14 protein-coding genes are annotated in these 15,683 nt (G+C 33.3%); 8 read left to right on the forward strand and 6 right to left on the reverse strand.

Annotated elements, in window-relative coordinates:
- Positions 1–431: 431 nt before the first annotated feature.
- The 6 genes from ACEN2F_RS09705 to ACEN2F_RS09730 all read left to right on the forward strand — a co-directional run bounded on the left by ACEN2F_RS09705 (position 432) and on the right by ACEN2F_RS09730 (position 6,704).
- Positions 432–2,075, forward strand: coding sequence for a M14 family metallopeptidase (locus ACEN2F_RS09705; RefSeq protein ID WP_441738416.1), 1,644 nt, complete (start codon positions 432–434; stop codon positions 2,073–2,075).
- 60 nt (positions 2,076–2,135) lie between these two features.
- Entirely contained in the window at positions 2,136–3,890 is a 1,755-nt protein-coding gene (locus tag ACEN2F_RS09710; RefSeq protein WP_441738418.1) for a M14 family metallopeptidase, read from the forward strand.
- Positions 3,891–4,080: 190 nt separating this feature from the next.
- Positions 4,081–4,212, forward strand: a complete 132-nt coding sequence (locus tag ACEN2F_RS09715) for a hypothetical protein (RefSeq protein WP_441738421.1) — start codon at positions 4,081–4,083, stop codon at positions 4,210–4,212.
- A gap of 139 nt (positions 4,213–4,351) precedes the next feature.
- The gene (locus tag ACEN2F_RS09720; RefSeq protein ID WP_441738424.1) at positions 4,352–4,966 is read left to right on the forward strand and encodes a hypothetical protein; all 615 of its coding nucleotides are present in this window, start codon (positions 4,352–4,354) and stop codon (positions 4,964–4,966) included.
- Positions 4,967–4,968: 2 nt separating this feature from the next.
- On the forward strand, positions 4,969–5,262 hold the full coding sequence (locus ACEN2F_RS09725) for a winged helix-turn-helix domain-containing protein (protein ID WP_441738427.1): 294 nt from the start codon (positions 4,969–4,971) through the stop codon (positions 5,260–5,262).
- Positions 5,263–5,315: 53 nt separating this feature from the next.
- Positions 5,316–6,704, forward strand: coding sequence for a DUF4153 domain-containing protein (locus ACEN2F_RS09730; RefSeq protein ID WP_441738429.1), 1,389 nt, complete (start codon positions 5,316–5,318; stop codon positions 6,702–6,704).
- Between the two features lie 41 nt (positions 6,705–6,745).
- Here the strand turns inward: ACEN2F_RS09730 and rluF are convergent, their stop codons facing one another.
- The 4 genes from rluF to ACEN2F_RS09750 all read right to left on the reverse strand — a co-directional run bounded on the left by rluF (position 6,746) and on the right by ACEN2F_RS09750 (position 10,521).
- Entirely contained in the window at positions 6,746–7,558 is an 813-nt protein-coding gene (rluF, locus tag ACEN2F_RS09735) for a 23S rRNA pseudouridine(2604) synthase RluF (protein WP_441738432.1), read from the reverse strand.
- A gap of 198 nt (positions 7,559–7,756) precedes the next feature.
- Positions 7,757–8,605 (reverse strand): alpha/beta fold hydrolase, encoded by an 849-nt coding sequence (locus ACEN2F_RS09740; RefSeq protein ID WP_441738435.1) that lies wholly within the window; start codon positions 8,603–8,605, stop codon positions 7,757–7,759.
- A 38-nt stretch (positions 8,606–8,643) separates the two neighbouring features.
- Positions 8,644–9,423: a zinc ribbon domain-containing protein gene (locus tag ACEN2F_RS09745; protein WP_441738438.1), complete on the reverse strand. Its 780-nt coding sequence runs from the start codon at positions 9,421–9,423 to the stop codon at positions 8,644–8,646.
- 3 nt (positions 9,424–9,426) lie between these two features.
- A complete protein-coding gene (locus ACEN2F_RS09750; protein WP_441738441.1) occupies positions 9,427–10,521 on the reverse strand; it encodes a Nif3-like dinuclear metal center hexameric protein in 1,095 nt (364 codons plus the stop codon).
- Between the two features lie 126 nt (positions 10,522–10,647).
- Here ACEN2F_RS09750 and lpxK point away from each other — a divergent pair, with 126 nt between their 5' ends.
- Both lpxK and ACEN2F_RS09760 read left to right on the forward strand, forming a co-directional pair.
- Positions 10,648–11,673, forward strand: coding sequence for a tetraacyldisaccharide 4'-kinase (gene lpxK / locus ACEN2F_RS09755; RefSeq protein WP_441738444.1), 1,026 nt, complete (start codon positions 10,648–10,650; stop codon positions 11,671–11,673).
- Positions 11,645–12,457 (forward strand): purine-nucleoside phosphorylase, encoded by an 813-nt coding sequence (locus ACEN2F_RS09760; protein ID WP_441738447.1) that lies wholly within the window; start codon positions 11,645–11,647, stop codon positions 12,455–12,457. The genes lpxK and ACEN2F_RS09760 overlap by 29 nt, the downstream gene beginning before the upstream one ends.
- Position 12,458: 1 nt before the next feature.
- On the opposite strand, the gene ACEN2F_RS09765 is transcribed toward ACEN2F_RS09760, so the two are convergent.
- Both ACEN2F_RS09765 and gap read right to left on the reverse strand, forming a co-directional pair.
- A complete protein-coding gene (locus ACEN2F_RS09765) occupies positions 12,459–14,627 on the reverse strand; it encodes an ATP-binding protein (RefSeq protein WP_441738450.1) in 2,169 nt (722 codons plus the stop codon).
- Between the two features lie 23 nt (positions 14,628–14,650).
- Positions 14,651–15,652: a type I glyceraldehyde-3-phosphate dehydrogenase gene (gap, locus tag ACEN2F_RS09770; protein WP_441738453.1), complete on the reverse strand. Its 1,002-nt coding sequence runs from the start codon at positions 15,650–15,652 to the stop codon at positions 14,651–14,653.
- Positions 15,653–15,683: the final 31 nt, after the last annotated feature.

Below are 15,683 nucleotides of genomic sequence, written 5' to 3' on the forward strand. Positions count from 1 at the left end.
CTAAAATGCTAGTTTAAGGCTTTTTTTTTGGTTTAAAAACACCTCAAATGCGGAGGGTACCACTATTGATTATCAGTTTGCCGATAAGGAATGCGTTCCATAAACTAGATCTTACCTGCAGTGAAAATTGAGTTTATATTTCTAGACTTTTTTTGGTACTTACTTTTAAAATGATTGCTATAAAGCAGATTGTTATTTTTCTTTTTTCAGTTTCTTCAACTAAGAATTGATTTTAATTTTTGTTTTCAATCAAATTTTCAACACAAGTTAAATCCTTTTTTTAGCCATAAAAATTAATAGTATAATTCTTTTAATTTAGCCTTTTTGAAAGCAGAATTAAGTAGTTTTTTAACGGTATAACTATTTTTAGCGGAATTTAGGATAGGCCAAATTTATAAACTACATTTATTTCTCAAAGAAATTACTGTCTAATGAGAAAAAAAATACTGTTTTTATTCGTACTCTGTTTTGGTATCACGCACGCACAAACGGACTACCTGAGCTATGAAAATCTTTCTAAAAGTTTAAAAGCGCTTGACGCCAAAAATAAGTATTGCACTGTAAAATCAATTGGAAAAAGTAGTGGAGGAAAGGAAATTTGGATGTTGACACTTTCTGAATCGATGATTGCAAAACCAGCTTTGCTTATAACAGCTGGACTTGACGGAAAACACCGTGCTGGTACGCTGATTACTATTAAAATGATTGAAAGTTTATTGAATGACGATAAATTAGCCGCTATTTTAAAAGAAAAAACACTTTATTTTGTTCCAGCTGCAAATCCAGATGCTATTGATGCAGCTTTTGCCGCTTTAAAAATGGAAAAGCGCGGTAACGACACTAAAACAGATGATGACCGAGACGGTAAATCAGGAGAAGACCCTTTTGAAGATTTAAATAAAGATGGTTTAATTACGCAGCTTCGGATTGAAGATGTAACAGGAAGTTTTATTGAAAGCCCAGAAGATTCTCGTGTTTTAATAAAAGCCGATCCAACTAAAAATCAGGTGGGTAAGTATCTGGTGATTTCAGAAGGAATTGATACGGATAAAGATGGACTGTTTAATGAAGATTTTTCAGAAGGAGTTAACATCGATAAAAATTTTACGTTTGACTATCCTGCTTTTGAAAAAGGTGCAGGAGTCTACGCCGCTTCAGAACCAGAAACTAGGGCGCTTCTTGATTTTTTATATTTGAATCAGAATATTTATGGAGTACTTACTTTTGGGATGCATAATAATTTATCTGAAACTCCTAAGTATGATAGTAAGTTAACTAGTTCTAGAATTGTCAAGGGATGGTTAGAAAAAGACGTTAAAGCAGCTGAGCAAGTTTCTAAATTATACACACAAAAAGCAGCTATTAAGGACGGTCCCAAAATGCCAATGACCAAAGGGAATTTTGCACAAACCGCATATTTTCACGCTGGAAGATTCAGTTTTTCAACGCCGGGATGGTGGATTCCTAAAGTGGAGGCTAAAAAAGATTCGATTAATTCTAAAGTTGAAAAGCCTAAAGACAAAGATAAAGAAGAAGTGAACGCAGAAATCTCTTTTTTAAAATGGGCGGATAGCCAAAACGTAAATGATGTTTTTGTTAACTGGTCAGTCATTAAGCATCTTGATTTCCCAAATCAAAAAGTCGAAGTGGGAGGTTTTGTACCTTATGCTTTGAATAATCCACCCGCAAATTTCTTAGCGGAAGCAGCTACTAAACATTTGTTTTTTATTGAAGAATTTTTAGCTGCCATGCCCAAAATTGAAACAAATATTCCCGAAATAAAAAAGATAAATGATAATTTATATCGTGTCACTATAAAAGTTGCTAATAAAGGATTACTGCCAACTTATACTGAAATAGGGGATAAAATCAGATTTATATCTAAAATGAAAACAGAAATTGTACTTCAAAAAAATCAATTCATGGTTTCTGGCAGAAAATATTTTATTCGGAATAATATGCAAGCAGATGAATCAGAGGAGTATTCTTGGTTGATTTCAGGAAAAGGCACCGTGACGATCACCACAGGTTGTGCCACTGCAGGATTCAAAGAAGTGCTCGTTGATTTAAAATAATAGATTGACTTTCAAATAATAAAAAGGGATGTTGAATCCTCACCGATAAAAATTAATGAAATGAAAAAATATATATTACTCAGTTTACTTAGTCTTGTTTTTTGGGTTGCTAATGCGCAAAAAAACGGAATTGCTCCACAAGATTTAAATGGTATTCGTGCTATTGGTTCTCCTGCTAATCCTAAAGTAAAAATGAGTTGGGATAATTACCACGATTATGCACAGGTTACCCAACTGGGAAGAGATTTGGTAAAAGCATATCCTAATTTAGTTAAAATGGAATCTGTTGGTAAATCTTATGAAGGTCGCGATCTTTGGGTTTTAACCATTTCTGATTTTGACTCAGACAAAGTCGAGAATAAGCCGGGTTTTTATATAGATGGCGGCATTCATGCTAATGAAATGCAAGGTGTTGAGGTCGCTATGTACACCGCGTGGTATTTAGCAGAGAGTTTTCAAACTATTAAATTCATCAATACATTATTAAAAGAAAAGGTGTTCTATATTGTTATGACTATTAGTCCGGATGGTAGGGAAAATTTTATTTATAAACCAAATAACTCGAATACTTCTCGTTCAGGAATGCGCCCTTTTGACAATGACGGTGATGGTCTCGTGAATGAAGATACATTGGATGATTTAGATGACGATGGGAATATTGTAATGATGCGCAGAAAATCGAAAACAGGACGTTTTAAAGTGGATCCTAAATATCCTACCCGTATGTTTCAGGTCAAAGGAGATGAAATAGGCGAGTATGAAATGTTAGGGTATGAAGGTATAGATAATGATAACGATGGTTTAGTCAACGAAGATTTGATTGGAACGTATGATCCTAATCGTGATTGGGGATGGAACTGGCAACCTAATTATGTTCAAAACGGTGCCTTATTTTATCCAGGTACACTTCCTGAGACGCGTGCTATAAAAGCCTTTATTATCAATCATCCTAATATAGCTGGAGCGCAGAGCTATCACAATTTTGGTGGCATGTTTCTAAGAGGTCCAGGTGCTGCAGAAGATGACTCTTTATTTGCTCCTCAAGATATCGAAGTGTACGATAATATTGGCAAGTTAGGAGAAAAGATGATTCCAGGTTATAATTATTTTGTAATTCACAAGGACTTGTACACGGTTTATGGCGGAGAAATCGATTTTCTGTCCCTAACTCGCGGAATATTTACTTTCAGTAATGAACTCATGAATTCGTATAAGCTATTTAACCAAAAGAGTACTACAGGACGATGGGATAATGATGAATTCAATGAGTTTGATAAATACCTATTGTTTGGTGATGGCTATGTAGAATGGAAAGCATTCAATCATCCACAATTTGGCGATATCGAAATAGGAGGCCCAAAGAAGAATTATATTCGGAATCATCCAGGGTTTATGATCCAAGAAGATGCACACAGAAATATGGCGTTCTCCTTGTATCATGCTTATCAAACACCAAAATTAGAGATTGTAAGCATTGCAACGGAAAAGCTTTCAGAGGATTTAATTGCCGTGACTGCAACCATTATGAATACGAGGATTATTCCAACCCATTCACGACATGATGTGAAAAATAAAATAGAGCGTCCCAATTACATTAGTTTAACTGGAAGTGCAGTAGTAGCAGGGATGACCGTTCAAAATGAAGATTTGAACCTTTTTACAGAACAAAATTTCAGTCCGGAAACAATAGCAGTGCCTAATATTGAGGGCATGGGTAATATAAAAGTAAGATGGATTGTAAAAGGAAACCCGTCAGGAGCAACAGTTAAAGTTTCTAGTGCCAAAGGAGGAACGGTTTCTGCAAAAGTAAAATAGATAAATAAATGGTACTGTAAAAGGAGATTATTAAAAGTTAATTTTTGGTAATCTCTTTTTGTATGTTGACGAGCGACATCGAATAAGTATTATAAAAAGAATAATGTCACTATTCTTTATAATTCTACTTCTTGTATGTCTTTGATAGAATAGTTTTTATATATTTAGCCAAATTATTAAATACAATACGATGAAAATTTCAAACAGAGACATAAAAATATTTTTCTTAGGATTTGCTGCTTTTTTTATCATGCAAACAATCTATGATTGGGATTCTACTATTGGTTCTTTCAAAAGAGGTTGGGAAGCTGGCTCAAAATAGGATTTGAAAAATCAAAATCTTTGACACTTCTCTTTTTGCGAAAGCTATTTCCAATTGATAAATTTGATCAAAATTAAATTCATTTTTTTTTAAAATTATAAAAATAAGGATTAGCTTTGCGTTTCAAAGTACTTTAATTATGAGTCAAAAACATCACGAAGATTTATCCCATATTCGTTCCATGATGGAGCGCTCTTCAAGATTTATTTCGTTAAGCGGTCTTTCCGGAGTATTTGCTGGTTTATTTGCTTTGGCAGGTTCATTTTATGCCTATCAATTGTTTAAAAATAATGGTGTTGAATATTTTGACGGTTTACAAAAGACATTTAACTATGATTTAATTATCGAATTAGTTTTTATTGCTTTAGCGATTTTGGTTTTAGCGTTTGGATCCGGTGTTTTTTTTACTTTGAGAAAAAGCAGAAAGTTTGGTTTGCCAGTTTGGACAACTACTACAAAGAAAATGCTACTGAATCTAGCGATTCCTTTGCTAGTTGGAGGCGTGTTTTGCATAGCACTTTTATACCACCAGTTATTTGCTCTGATGGCTCCTGTTACTTTATTGTTTTATGGTTTAGCACTTATTAATGCTGGAAAATATACTTTTTCGGATATTAGATATTTGGGTATATGTGAGGTTACTTTAGGATGTATTTCACTTTTTTATCTTGGTTTTGGACTTGTTTTTTGGGCTTTTGGATTTGGAATTTTGCACATCCTATACGGAATAATTGTGTTCAAAAAATACAAATAGAAATGGGAATTATTGACAAATTAAATAAAGATTTCGAAAGTCGAGTCAGATTAGGTATCATGTCTGTTCTGATTGTCAACGATTGGATTGATTTTACCGAAATGAAATCTTTATTGAATATTACTGATGGTAATTTAGCAAGTCATTCTTCAGCCCTAGAAAAATCCGAATATATAGAAATAAAGAAAGAGTTTGTTGGCAAAAAACCAAAAACATCATATCGAGTTACCAATATGGGTAGAGTTGCTTTTGTTTCCCACTTGAATAGTCTTGAAAAATTAATCAAATCTAAATAATCCTTTTTTTTAGCTTTTACTTTGAAATACAAAGTACTTTTAAATTTTTAATTATGAAAAAACTACATCTTATTTTGGCCAGCAGTTTGGTTTTTACACTGCTTTTTTACAACGAGGAGTTGGGTCTCAATTGGGCTATTTTTGGGATGCTACAAACCGGCTTAATATGTTATTTCTTCCAAGAGAAGGTTACCATTAGATTACACTTGATTTTAGTGGTTACATCTATTTTATCTTGTTTTTCGTTTGCGTGGTATGGAGATTTTTCGTCATTTTTAGCCATGGCCTTGTCAATTGTCTTTTTACAATTCAAAACGCAGGAGCCAAAACTTAAATTGTTACAGGCTATTCCTCTTGTGTTTATCAACGGGGTCGCTTCGTTAGGTCGCATATTGATGTTCAGTCAATATATTCCTAAGCGAAAAGTCAATAACGGTTTTGCTAAAAAAGTGATTGCTTATTTTGTTATTCCAGTTGTTTTTCTTGGGTTGTTTTTAATCGTATATTCTTTTGGAAGCGATCTTTTTTCGTCTTTGTTTACAGGTTATTATTTAGATATTGATGCGTGGCAAGCATTTGTGCTTACCGCTTTAGGATTTTTTATTTCGTTCACTTTCTGGAATTATTGGATTCCTGAGATTTGTTATGAAAAGAATGATTTACTTGATAATGATTTTAAGGAAGAGGCCAAAATGCAAAATGAAAACTCATTTTCGTTTTTAGATATTAATTTTGAAAGAAGAAGTGGCGTGATTACGCTGATTCTTTTAAATGTATTGCTCTTGATTTTTATTGCAACTTATAATTATGAACAGTTTTTTGAAGTGGTCAAAAAATCAAACTTAAGTTCTGATACACACGAAAGAGTAACTGGTGTTATTTTTTCAATCATCATGGCTGTTGGAGTACTCTTGTTTTATTTTAAAGGAGGTTTCAATTTTGATGAAAAAGCGAATAATTTGAAACGATTAGCTAAAGTTTGGATTCTTTTAAATATAGTTTTAATTAGTAGCGCGTTTATCAAAAATTCAGAATATGTTTCTAATTTTGGTTTAACTTACAAAAGATTGGGTGTTTATGCCTTCTTGATTTTGGCAATTATAGGGTTACGATTCACTTTTTTAAAAATTAAAAATCAAAAAACGAATGCCTATCTTTTCAGTCAAATGATTTGGTATTTTTACGGAATGATTCTTTTATGCAGTTTTGTGAATTGGGGAAATCTAATTACGATGTATAATATTTCAGTAAAGAAAGGGGTAGAGCCTATATTTTTATCGGGATTAAACTACAACGATGATCTGCGCAGAGACTATTTTTTGCAAAATAATTTGGATGGTCAATCTATTGAAATTTCAAAAGACAAAGAGATTAGCCGCTATCAATCTAATTCGTTTTTGTCAAAAGCGTTGTATTATGAATTTATAAAGGTTGAAAAATAATAGAGATAAAAAATCCCATTGAAAATGGGATTTTTGGTTGCTTAATAATCGTTTCTTCCTTTAAACATTGGATCATCTCTCTTTATGAATTCTGTTCTTCTTTTTGGGGCTTCTGTTTTAGGTAAACTGGCTTCTTCAGTTTTGCTAGAAGGTTCGATCAATTCGTTGAGTTCTTTTATTTCGGCATCAGTCAAATCACGGTAGCGACCTACAGGAATATCTAATGAAATATTGATGATTCGGATGCGTTTTAGCGCTGTAACGTCATATCCTAAATATTCCGTCATTCTGCGAATTTGGCGGTTTAAACCTTGCGTCAAAATAATTTTGAAAATGAATTTGCTAATTTGTTCCACCTTACATTTTCGGGTAATGGTGTCTAAAATCGGGATGCCATTTCCCATTCTTTCAATGAAACGATCAGTAATAGGTTTGTTTACGGTTACGGTATATTCCTTTTCGTGATTATTTCTTGCTCTTAATATTTTATTGACGATGTCACCGTCGTTAGTCATAAAAATTAATCCTTCACTGGCTTTGTCCAATCTTCCAATTGGGAAAATACGTGTAGGATAATTGATGTAATCTACAATATTATTGTGAACATCAAGGTTTGTGGTGCATTCAATTCCTACAGGTTTATAAAAAGCCAGATAAACTGGTTTTTCATGGCTCTCACGAATTAATTTACCGTCAATTCGCACTTCATCGTTTTGGGAAACCTTTGTGCCAAGTTCTGGAACAGTACCATTAATGGTTACACGACCTTCTTCAATGAGTTTGTCTGCTTCTCGACGGGAACAATAGCCAGTTTCTCCTATGAATTTATTGAGTCGTTTTAAATTTTCTTCCATAATGCAAAAGTAATGAATTTGGAAATGGTTATCAGAATTTTATAAAATCTTTGTTATATCCAATCACGGGAAATTACTTTTTTCGATCATTTTGTCTAACTTTAGATTAGATTTTACATGAAATAGTAAAAGCATGCCTCTTAGGAATAAATTGGGTTCTCTTAAGCGAAGCGTATTATGAAAATATTGAATGATTTATTATTCTGTTTCAAATAAAAATCGGATGACCTTTTTATATAATTTGTCATCATGCATGCTATGACCTAAGCCGTTAGTTTCAATAAAAATTGAGTCTTTCCAGGCGCTAGCTATTTTTTTTCCTTCTTCAAATAAAACAACGGTATCATCTGTATCGTGGGCAATTAGTCCTTTTATTTTTATTTCAGAGGCAAATTCCTTTGCCGAAAATTTTTCTAGTTTTAGATTAAAATGTTGTAGGTAATGCGCTTCTAGTCCTTTTGAAATTTTAGAATTTAAACTCAACATGGCGACATAATTATTAAGAATGATTTTGAAATCACTTGGAGATCCTAAAATCACCATTTTCTCAATGCTAGTATTTTGATAAACGGATTGATAATACAAGCAGGTTTTTCCTCCTAAAGAATGACCTATGAGGTATTGTGGTTTGAATTTCTGAACTATAAAATCAATTGATTTGGCGTATTGCGGAATATTAAATTCTTTGCCACTTGATAATCCGTGTGCAGGGGCATCAATTGCTATAATTGTGCTACCGGATTTTTTTAAATAGGGCAACATTTTTTTCCAGCGTGAGGCATTACTTTCCCATCCATGCACGAGTAGTATGACGGTATCATTTCCTTTCCACGTGTAGGTTTGAATATCGGTTCCGTTATGTTCAAATGTTTCGGGAGTTGTTTCCTGTAGTATTTTAGGAAGCTTTGCCCTTGTAAGTCTTCCATCTCTAGGTTCGCTAAAAAGGGTGTAAGCAAGTTGGGTCGCCTTGTCAGGAAATACGTAACTCAACAAATTTACGTAGGCACCAACAGATTTGGTGAACAAATAATAGAGTGGTTTTTTCATAAAAAAAAGTCCCGATGTGAATCGGGACTTAAATATAATTAGAATTTAGAAAACAATTGTTCCATTTTCTCTTTTTCTTCGTCGGCTAATGAACTATCGACTAATATTCTTCCGGAGTGTTCATCTGTTATGATTTTTTTTCTGGAAGCAATTTCTACTTGTGTTTGTGGAGGAATCGTGAAAAACGATCCTGCTGATGCGCCTCTTTCAATAGAAACTACTGCTAAGCCGTTACGAACACTAGTTCTGATTCTTGTATATGCTTTTAACAATCTTTCTTCAATTAAGGCCTGATATTCTTCTGATTTCTCAGTTAAGAAAGCTTCTTCTTTAGCCGTTTCGGCCATGATTGCATCTAGCTCTGATTTCTTGTGTTTTAAATGATTTGATTTAGCTTCTAATCTTTCTTTAGAACTAGAAATAACTTCTTTCTTGTGTTCGATAGACGCTTTCATTTCTTTAATTTGTTTTTCTGACAATTGAATTTCTAATTCTTGAAATTCAATTTCTTTAGTTAACGAATTAAATTCTCTGTTGTTACGAACCGTTTCTTGTTGCTTCGTATATTTTTTGATGGACTCTTTGTGCTCATCAATAGCATTCTTTTTTACTTTGATTAGATCCTCAACAACCTCAAGTTCCCCTTTCAACTTTTCTGAACGAGTGCTTAAACCGGCAACTTCATCTTCTAAATCTTCAACCTCTAAAGGAAGTTCTCCTCTTACGTTTCTAATTTCGTCTATTCTAGAGTCAATAAGTTGTAAATCGTAAATTGCTCTTAACTTGTCCTCAACACTTAATTCTTTCGTATTCGCCATATTCTATAAGTACTTAACTGGATTTGAATTTTCTTCTGATAAAATAACTGCAAAATTAAGGATTTTTTTCCGAAGATACTCAACAATATAATTTTTTGTATGGCGTTCGCTTTCAAAATGTCCAATATCAACCAAAAGCAAGTTATTTTCGGCTTCATAAAACTGATGGTATTTTAAATCAGCAGTCAAATAAGCATCGGCTCCTGCTTGAATTGCATTTTTTATTGCAAAACTTCCCGCTCCGCCCAGGACGGCTACTTTTTTAATTTTTTTTCCAATAAAGTTCGAATGACGAATGCCACCACATTGCATTTTATCTTTTGCAAAAAGCAAAAATTCTATTTCATCAAGTGGATTTTTTAATTCGCCAATCATTCCCAAACCAATATTTTGATGTTGATTTTGTAACTCATAAATTTCATAAGCCACCTCTTCGTAAGCATGACTTTTGAATAAGGCTTTTAGGATTTTATTTTCTAAGTGTTTTTCAAAAGTAACTTCTATCTTGATTTCATCGGCTTGCACAAACTCAAATCGCTCTCCCACTTGTGGATTACTACGCTCATTTCCCATGTACGTTCCAATTCCTTTTGAATTAAAACTGCAGTTTTCGTAGTTGCCAATAGTTCCTGCACCAGCATTAAACAGTGCGTTTCTAACTTCTTCCGCATTTTCTGGAATGGTGAAAGTCACTAATTTCCGAATGAAGTTTTGCTTCGGAATCAGGATTTTAGTATTTATAAGCCCTAATGCGTCACTGAATATTTTATTAACACCTTCCTGGTGATTGTCTAAAGCGGTGTGAACAGCATAAATGGCAATATCATTTTTTATGGCTTTGATAACGGCTCGTTCCACATAGTTTTTTCCAGTAATTTTTTTCAAACCAGAAAATAAAATGGGATGAAAACAAACCACCAAATTACATTTTTTAGCGATTGCCTCATCAATTATATTTTCTAAAGCATCATGGCAAACCAAAATCCCTGTTGCCTCTGTTTCTTGATTTCCAACCAATAGACCTACATTGTCAAAATCTTCAGCATAGGCGAGTGGCGCCATTTCTTCAAGTACGGAAATTATTTCTTTGATTTTCATGTTTTTGACACTGATTTTCACAGATTTTATTTTACACAAGCTTCCAAAGTTATTTTTAATTTGTGAAGATTTGTGAAATCTGTGTTAGATTTTTATTTCAAAGATAATTTATTCTACTTTCGTAAAATGAATTTACTCCGCAAAATACTCTTTCCGTTTGCCTTATTATATGGTTTGATAACAAGTATTCGCAATTTTCTTTTCGATATAGGTATTTTGAAATCATATTCTTTTGATTTGCCTATTATTGCTGTTGGAAATCTTAGTGTAGGTGGAACCGGAAAAACCCCGCAAATTGAATATTTGATACGGCTGCTTTCTGATAAATATAAAATTGCTACATTAAGTCGCGGTTATAAAAGACAATCTAGCGGTTTTCTTTTGGCGCAAGCCGATTCAAATGCAAAAATTATTGGTGATGAACCTTTTCAGTTTTTTAAAAAATTTCCTTCTATACAAGTGGCGGTCGACGCCGATAGAAAAAACGGAATTGAGCAATTGCTTTTGCAAAAAGAAAAACCAAAAGTGATTTTGCTCGATGACGCTTATCAACATCGAAAAGTTAAGGCTGGTTTCTATATTTTACTCACTTCATTCGGCGATTTATATTCGGATGATTTTATGTTACCAACCGGAAATTTACGCGAAAGTGGGAGTGGAGCTAAAAGAGCTAATGTGATTATTGTGACTAAATGTCCTTATGATCTTTCTCCCGACGAGCAAGATGATATTAAAAAGAGATTAAAAGTTGCTGAAAATCAAGAATTGTATTTTACTTTTATAGCGTATGAAGAATTTATTTACGGTGAGAACCAAAAAATAAATGTAAACGAAATTAAAGCTGCTACTAAATTATTGGTAGCAGGAATTGCAAAACCAGAACCGTTTTTTACGTACTTGAAAAATAGTAATGATGCTTTTTTGTCTTTTCCAGACCATCATAATTTTACAGATAAAGATATTTTAGAAATTAAAAATTCAGCTCAAAACAACATTATTATCACTACCGAAAAAGATTATATGCGATTGAAAGGAAGTTTACCCAATGAACAACTCTTTTATCTGCCTATAAAAAGTACCTTTATTTCTGCGAGTGAAAATTTTGATAAAACAATAATAGATTATGTGGGAACAAGTACAAGAAACCGTTAGTTATATTAGAGGAAAAATTGATTTCATGCCAGAATACGGCGTGATTTTAGGATCAGGACTAGGTAGTTTTACAGATGAAATGAAAGTAGAATATACATTGCCCTACAACGAAATACTAAATTTTCCTGTTTCGACGGTTCAAGGTCACAAAGGCGCACTAGTTTTTGGAACAATAGGAAACAAGAAAGTCGTTGCAATGCAGGGACGTTTTCATTTTTATGAAGGCTATTCGATGACCGAAGTTACTTTTCCGGTGCGTGTGATGAAATTTTTAGGCATTGATAAATTAATAGTTTCAAATGCTTCAGGTGGTGTAAATCCATCGTACAAAGTTGGTTCTATTGTCATGATTACGGATCACATCAATATGACTCCGGAACATCCTTTGCGCGGGAAAAATGATGAGCGTTTTGGACCTCGTTTTGTAAATATGAGTGAGCCTTATTCAAGAAAAATGATTCTAAAAGCTACTGAATTAGCTAAGGAATTGAATATTGAGGTGCATGAAGGGATTTATTTGGGTTTACAAGGACCTACTTTTGAAACTTTGGCTGAGTACAAAATGGTCAAAATTCTGGGAGCAGATTGCGTAGGAATGTCAACCGTTCCCGAAGTAATTGTGGCGCGACACATGGATCTGGAAACCTTTGGAGTTTCTGTAATTACTGATATGGGAAATGAAGAAAGTATTGGAACTATTTCTCATGATGAAGTCTTGGAAGCCGCAAAAAAAGCGGAGCCACAAGTGCGGAATCTTATCAAGGAATTGATTTTAAAGTATTAGTTTAGGAGATATACTCTGCTATTATACGGTAAAAATCTTCTGGGACAAATGGTTTTGTAATAACTTCATTCATGCCGTAAGACAGCAGCATTTCACGGTTTTCTAGTAATGAAATTGCCGTAAGGGCTATGATTGGCGTATTTTTATCAAATGTTCGGATCAATTCTGTAGCAACTGTACCGTTGATTCCCGGTAGGTGAACGTCCATCAGAACTAAGTCAAAGGTATTTTTCCGAACTAAATCAATGGCATCTTCGCCATTATCAATTAATTCGCAAATTATTCCTTTATTATTGAGCATTTTTTTAGTAATCATTTGGTTGATTTTATTGTCCTCGACCAACAGTATTTTTTTATTCGCTAATTTTAAATCATAGTTTGCTTGCGGTTTGATTTCCTCCAGCAGGGGTTGTTCGCTTATTTTAAAGTCCAGCAAGAATGAAAATGTAGATCCTTCGCCTACAGTACTTTTAAGTCTGATTTGTCCACCTAATATTTTAATTAGTTTTTTTACGATTGTCAATCCTAAGCCAGTCCCTCCATATTTACGATTTACTTCAATCGAACCTTGTGAAAAACTATCAAAAACACTTACTTGTTTGTCTTCTGGGATGCCAATTCCAGTATCTGTAATTTCAAAGTATAAAGTTGCATTTTCATGCTGTAAGGAATTCAATTTAGCAAGTACCTTTACTGCCCCATTTTTTGTAAACTTCAAGGCATTATTAATTAAATTCAGTGTTATCTGTGATAATTTCGTAGGATCACCAATTAAATAATCGGGAATCGCATTGTCAATTTCTAGGCTAAAGTGATTGTTGTTGACCGCTGCTAATTCTTTCAATGAATTTTGAATATTTCCCAGTAGTTCTTTTAGATTGAAGGTGGTGTATTCTATATCAATTTTATGAGAATCAATTTTATTGATTTCTAAAATCTCATTGATAAATTTTGTTAAATAATCTCCAGAAAACTTTAGTGAAGATAAATAATCCATTTGAGTTTTCTTTGGATTCTCTACTAATAATAAATGGGTGATTCCGTTGATGGCATTCAATGGAGTTCGAAGCTCATGGCTTACAGTGGATAAAAATTCGGATCTGGCTTTAGATGCTTTTTCAGCTTTGTCTTTTGCAATTTCTAATTCTTTATTTTTTTCTTGTAGTAATAAATTAGATTGATTTCTAATGATGTTATTTTTATATAAGGATAAGCTCAATAAAGATAAAATAGAGATTAATGCAATGGCGAGAATACTGATGAGTTTTGAAAATTTAGTAGCTTTTTCCTGTTCAGTAATATCATCATTAATTTGTTGAATTTCTTTTAATCGTTCCGATTCTTTGAATTTCTTGTAATCATCAACGCCGAGACGTTCATTATCTAAAATAGCAATACGCTCTTTTAAATTCAGGTGCTGTTTTAAGTACGAATAAGCATTATTTCTGTCCAATGTTTTTTCATACACCGTGCTTAAAGCGAGCAATATTTTTGATTTTTGTTCGAGATTTTCATTTAGCAGATTTAATTCTAGTGCTTTATTGAGATAATTTAAAGCTAAATTATTTCTGTTTTTTGTTGCTTCAATAGTTCCTATTTGATACAAGGCCTCCGCTTTTGTATTCAATAATGCAGGAGAATCAGGTTTTGCAATAATAATTTTAAAAAGGGATGAGGCTTGATCTACGTTATTTTTTGATTTGTAAATTAATCCTTTTTGTAATGTAAATAGTTCGGCCGTATCAGGAATTTTTAATACCCCGTTAATGGTTTCTGCTTTCTGGAAATAGAGTGCTGCAGTAGCAAAATCTTGTTTTTCACTGTAGCAAAGACCCAGATGATAATTAACAGAGACAAGATCAATATTCGGGTCTACATTAGAAAATAATAGAGCACTTTTAGAGAAAGTTTCTATGGCATCGTCATATTGTCTTATATCGAAATAAATTTTTCCAAGGTTGTAATTTTGATGTGCCTGATCTTGTATACTTTTGTTTTGAATAGCAAAACGTATTGCTTTTTGGGTGTGTAACAAGGCATCTTTATAGTTGTTTGTTTGAATGCTTGAATTACTTAACCTACTATAATACATGATGCTGTCCATTTTCTCTGCAGGTTGAGAAAATAGGGAAGAGTAAAAAAAAACAATAAAAACGAAAAAATAATTCATTTGTATTTGAATTTTTTTTGTGGTTATTTTTTATGTTTTGTAAATAGGATTAAATCAATTATTCTTGAGGAATAACCAATTTCATTATCATACCAGCCCACTACTTTTACCATTTTATCAATAACGGAGGTGAGTTGCGCATCAAATATACAAGAATTTTTATTGCCAATTACATCAACAGAAACGATGGGATCTTCTGTGTAATCTAAAATTCCCTTTAAGGTAGTTTGCGAAGCAATTTTAAAGGCAGTATTTATTTCATTGATTGTTACTGCACGCTTTACATTGAATGTTATATCTGTCAAAGATCCATCAGGAACGGGAACGCGAATACCGCAACCCCCAATTTTACCTTCAAACTCAGTAAAAATTTTGGTCAAAGCTTTCGCAGCACCAGTTGTAGTAGGAACAATAGATTGAGCTGCACCACGAGCGCGACGTAAATCTTTGTGGGGTTGGTCGTGTAAGCTTTGATCCGTAGTGTAGGAGTGAATTGTGGTGATATAAGCTTGCTCTATACCGCAAAGTTCGTTGATGACTTTGATCATCGGTGCGGCATTATTTGTGGTACAGCTGGCATTTGAAATAATAGTTTCGGTACCATCAAGTATATAATCATTCACCCCAAGTACTACCGTTTTTATCGTGTCAACTTCTGATGGTGCTGAGAGAATCACTTTTTTGGCACCTGCAAGTATATGAGAATTCAGTTCTTCAAAAGTTTTATACTTACCTGTTGATTCAATTACGTAATCAATATCTAGACATTTCCAGTCTAGGTTTGAAATGTTCTTTTCATGGAAAAATAAGTAATGTTTGTCATCAACAAGAATTCCTTTTGCATCAGCGGCCACATTGAACGGCAAAACGCCGTGTATGCTATCATATTTTACTAAATGGGACATTGTTTTCTTATCTGCAATGTCATTTATAGCTATGACCTCTATTAACGGATGGTTTAAAAGTAATCGGAATAAATTCCTGCCAATTCTTCCAAAACCATTTATAGCAATTCTTGTTTTCAATTGTATTAGTTTAATCGTTTATTTGGTTAAC

The organism is Flavobacterium sp. W20_MBD1_R3, assembly GCF_052119725.1.
In the GTDB taxonomy this organism is placed as follows: domain Bacteria; phylum Bacteroidota; class Bacteroidia; order Flavobacteriales; family Flavobacteriaceae; genus Flavobacterium.

Bases quoted from the DNA above. Each gene is read 5' to 3' on its own strand.
- ACEN2F_RS09710 (WP_441738418.1), top strand. From the start codon at position 2,136: ATGAAAAAATATATATTACTCAGTTTACTTAGTCTTGTTTTTTGGGTT.
- ACEN2F_RS09720 (WP_441738424.1), top strand. From the start codon at position 4,352: ATGAGTCAAAAACATCACGAAGATTTATCCCATATTCGTTCCATGATG.
- ACEN2F_RS09765 (WP_441738450.1), bottom strand. From the start codon at position 14,627: ATGAATTATTTTTTCGTTTTTATTGTTTTTTTTTACTCTTCCCTATTT.
- rluF (WP_441738432.1), bottom strand. From the start codon at position 7,558: ATGGAAGAAAATTTAAAACGACTCAATAAATTCATAGGAGAAACTGGC.
- ACEN2F_RS09725 (WP_441738427.1), top strand. From the start codon at position 4,969: ATGGGAATTATTGACAAATTAAATAAAGATTTCGAAAGTCGAGTCAGA.
- ACEN2F_RS09715 (WP_441738421.1), top strand. From the start codon at position 4,081: ATGAAAATTTCAAACAGAGACATAAAAATATTTTTCTTAGGATTTGCT.
- ACEN2F_RS09750 (WP_441738441.1), bottom strand. From the start codon at position 10,521: ATGAAAATCAAAGAAATAATTTCCGTACTTGAAGAAATGGCGCCACTC.
- ACEN2F_RS09760 (WP_441738447.1), top strand. From the start codon at position 11,645: ATGTGGGAACAAGTACAAGAAACCGTTAGTTATATTAGAGGAAAAATT.
- ACEN2F_RS09745 (WP_441738438.1), bottom strand. From the start codon at position 9,423: ATGGCGAATACGAAAGAATTAAGTGTTGAGGACAAGTTAAGAGCAATT.
- ACEN2F_RS09740 (WP_441738435.1), bottom strand. From the start codon at position 8,605: ATGAAAAAACCACTCTATTATTTGTTCACCAAATCTGTTGGTGCCTAC.
- lpxK (WP_441738444.1), top strand. From the start codon at position 10,648: ATGAATTTACTCCGCAAAATACTCTTTCCGTTTGCCTTATTATATGGT.
- ACEN2F_RS09730 (WP_441738429.1), top strand. From the start codon at position 5,316: ATGAAAAAACTACATCTTATTTTGGCCAGCAGTTTGGTTTTTACACTG.
- ACEN2F_RS09705 (WP_441738416.1), top strand. From the start codon at position 432: ATGAGAAAAAAAATACTGTTTTTATTCGTACTCTGTTTTGGTATCACG.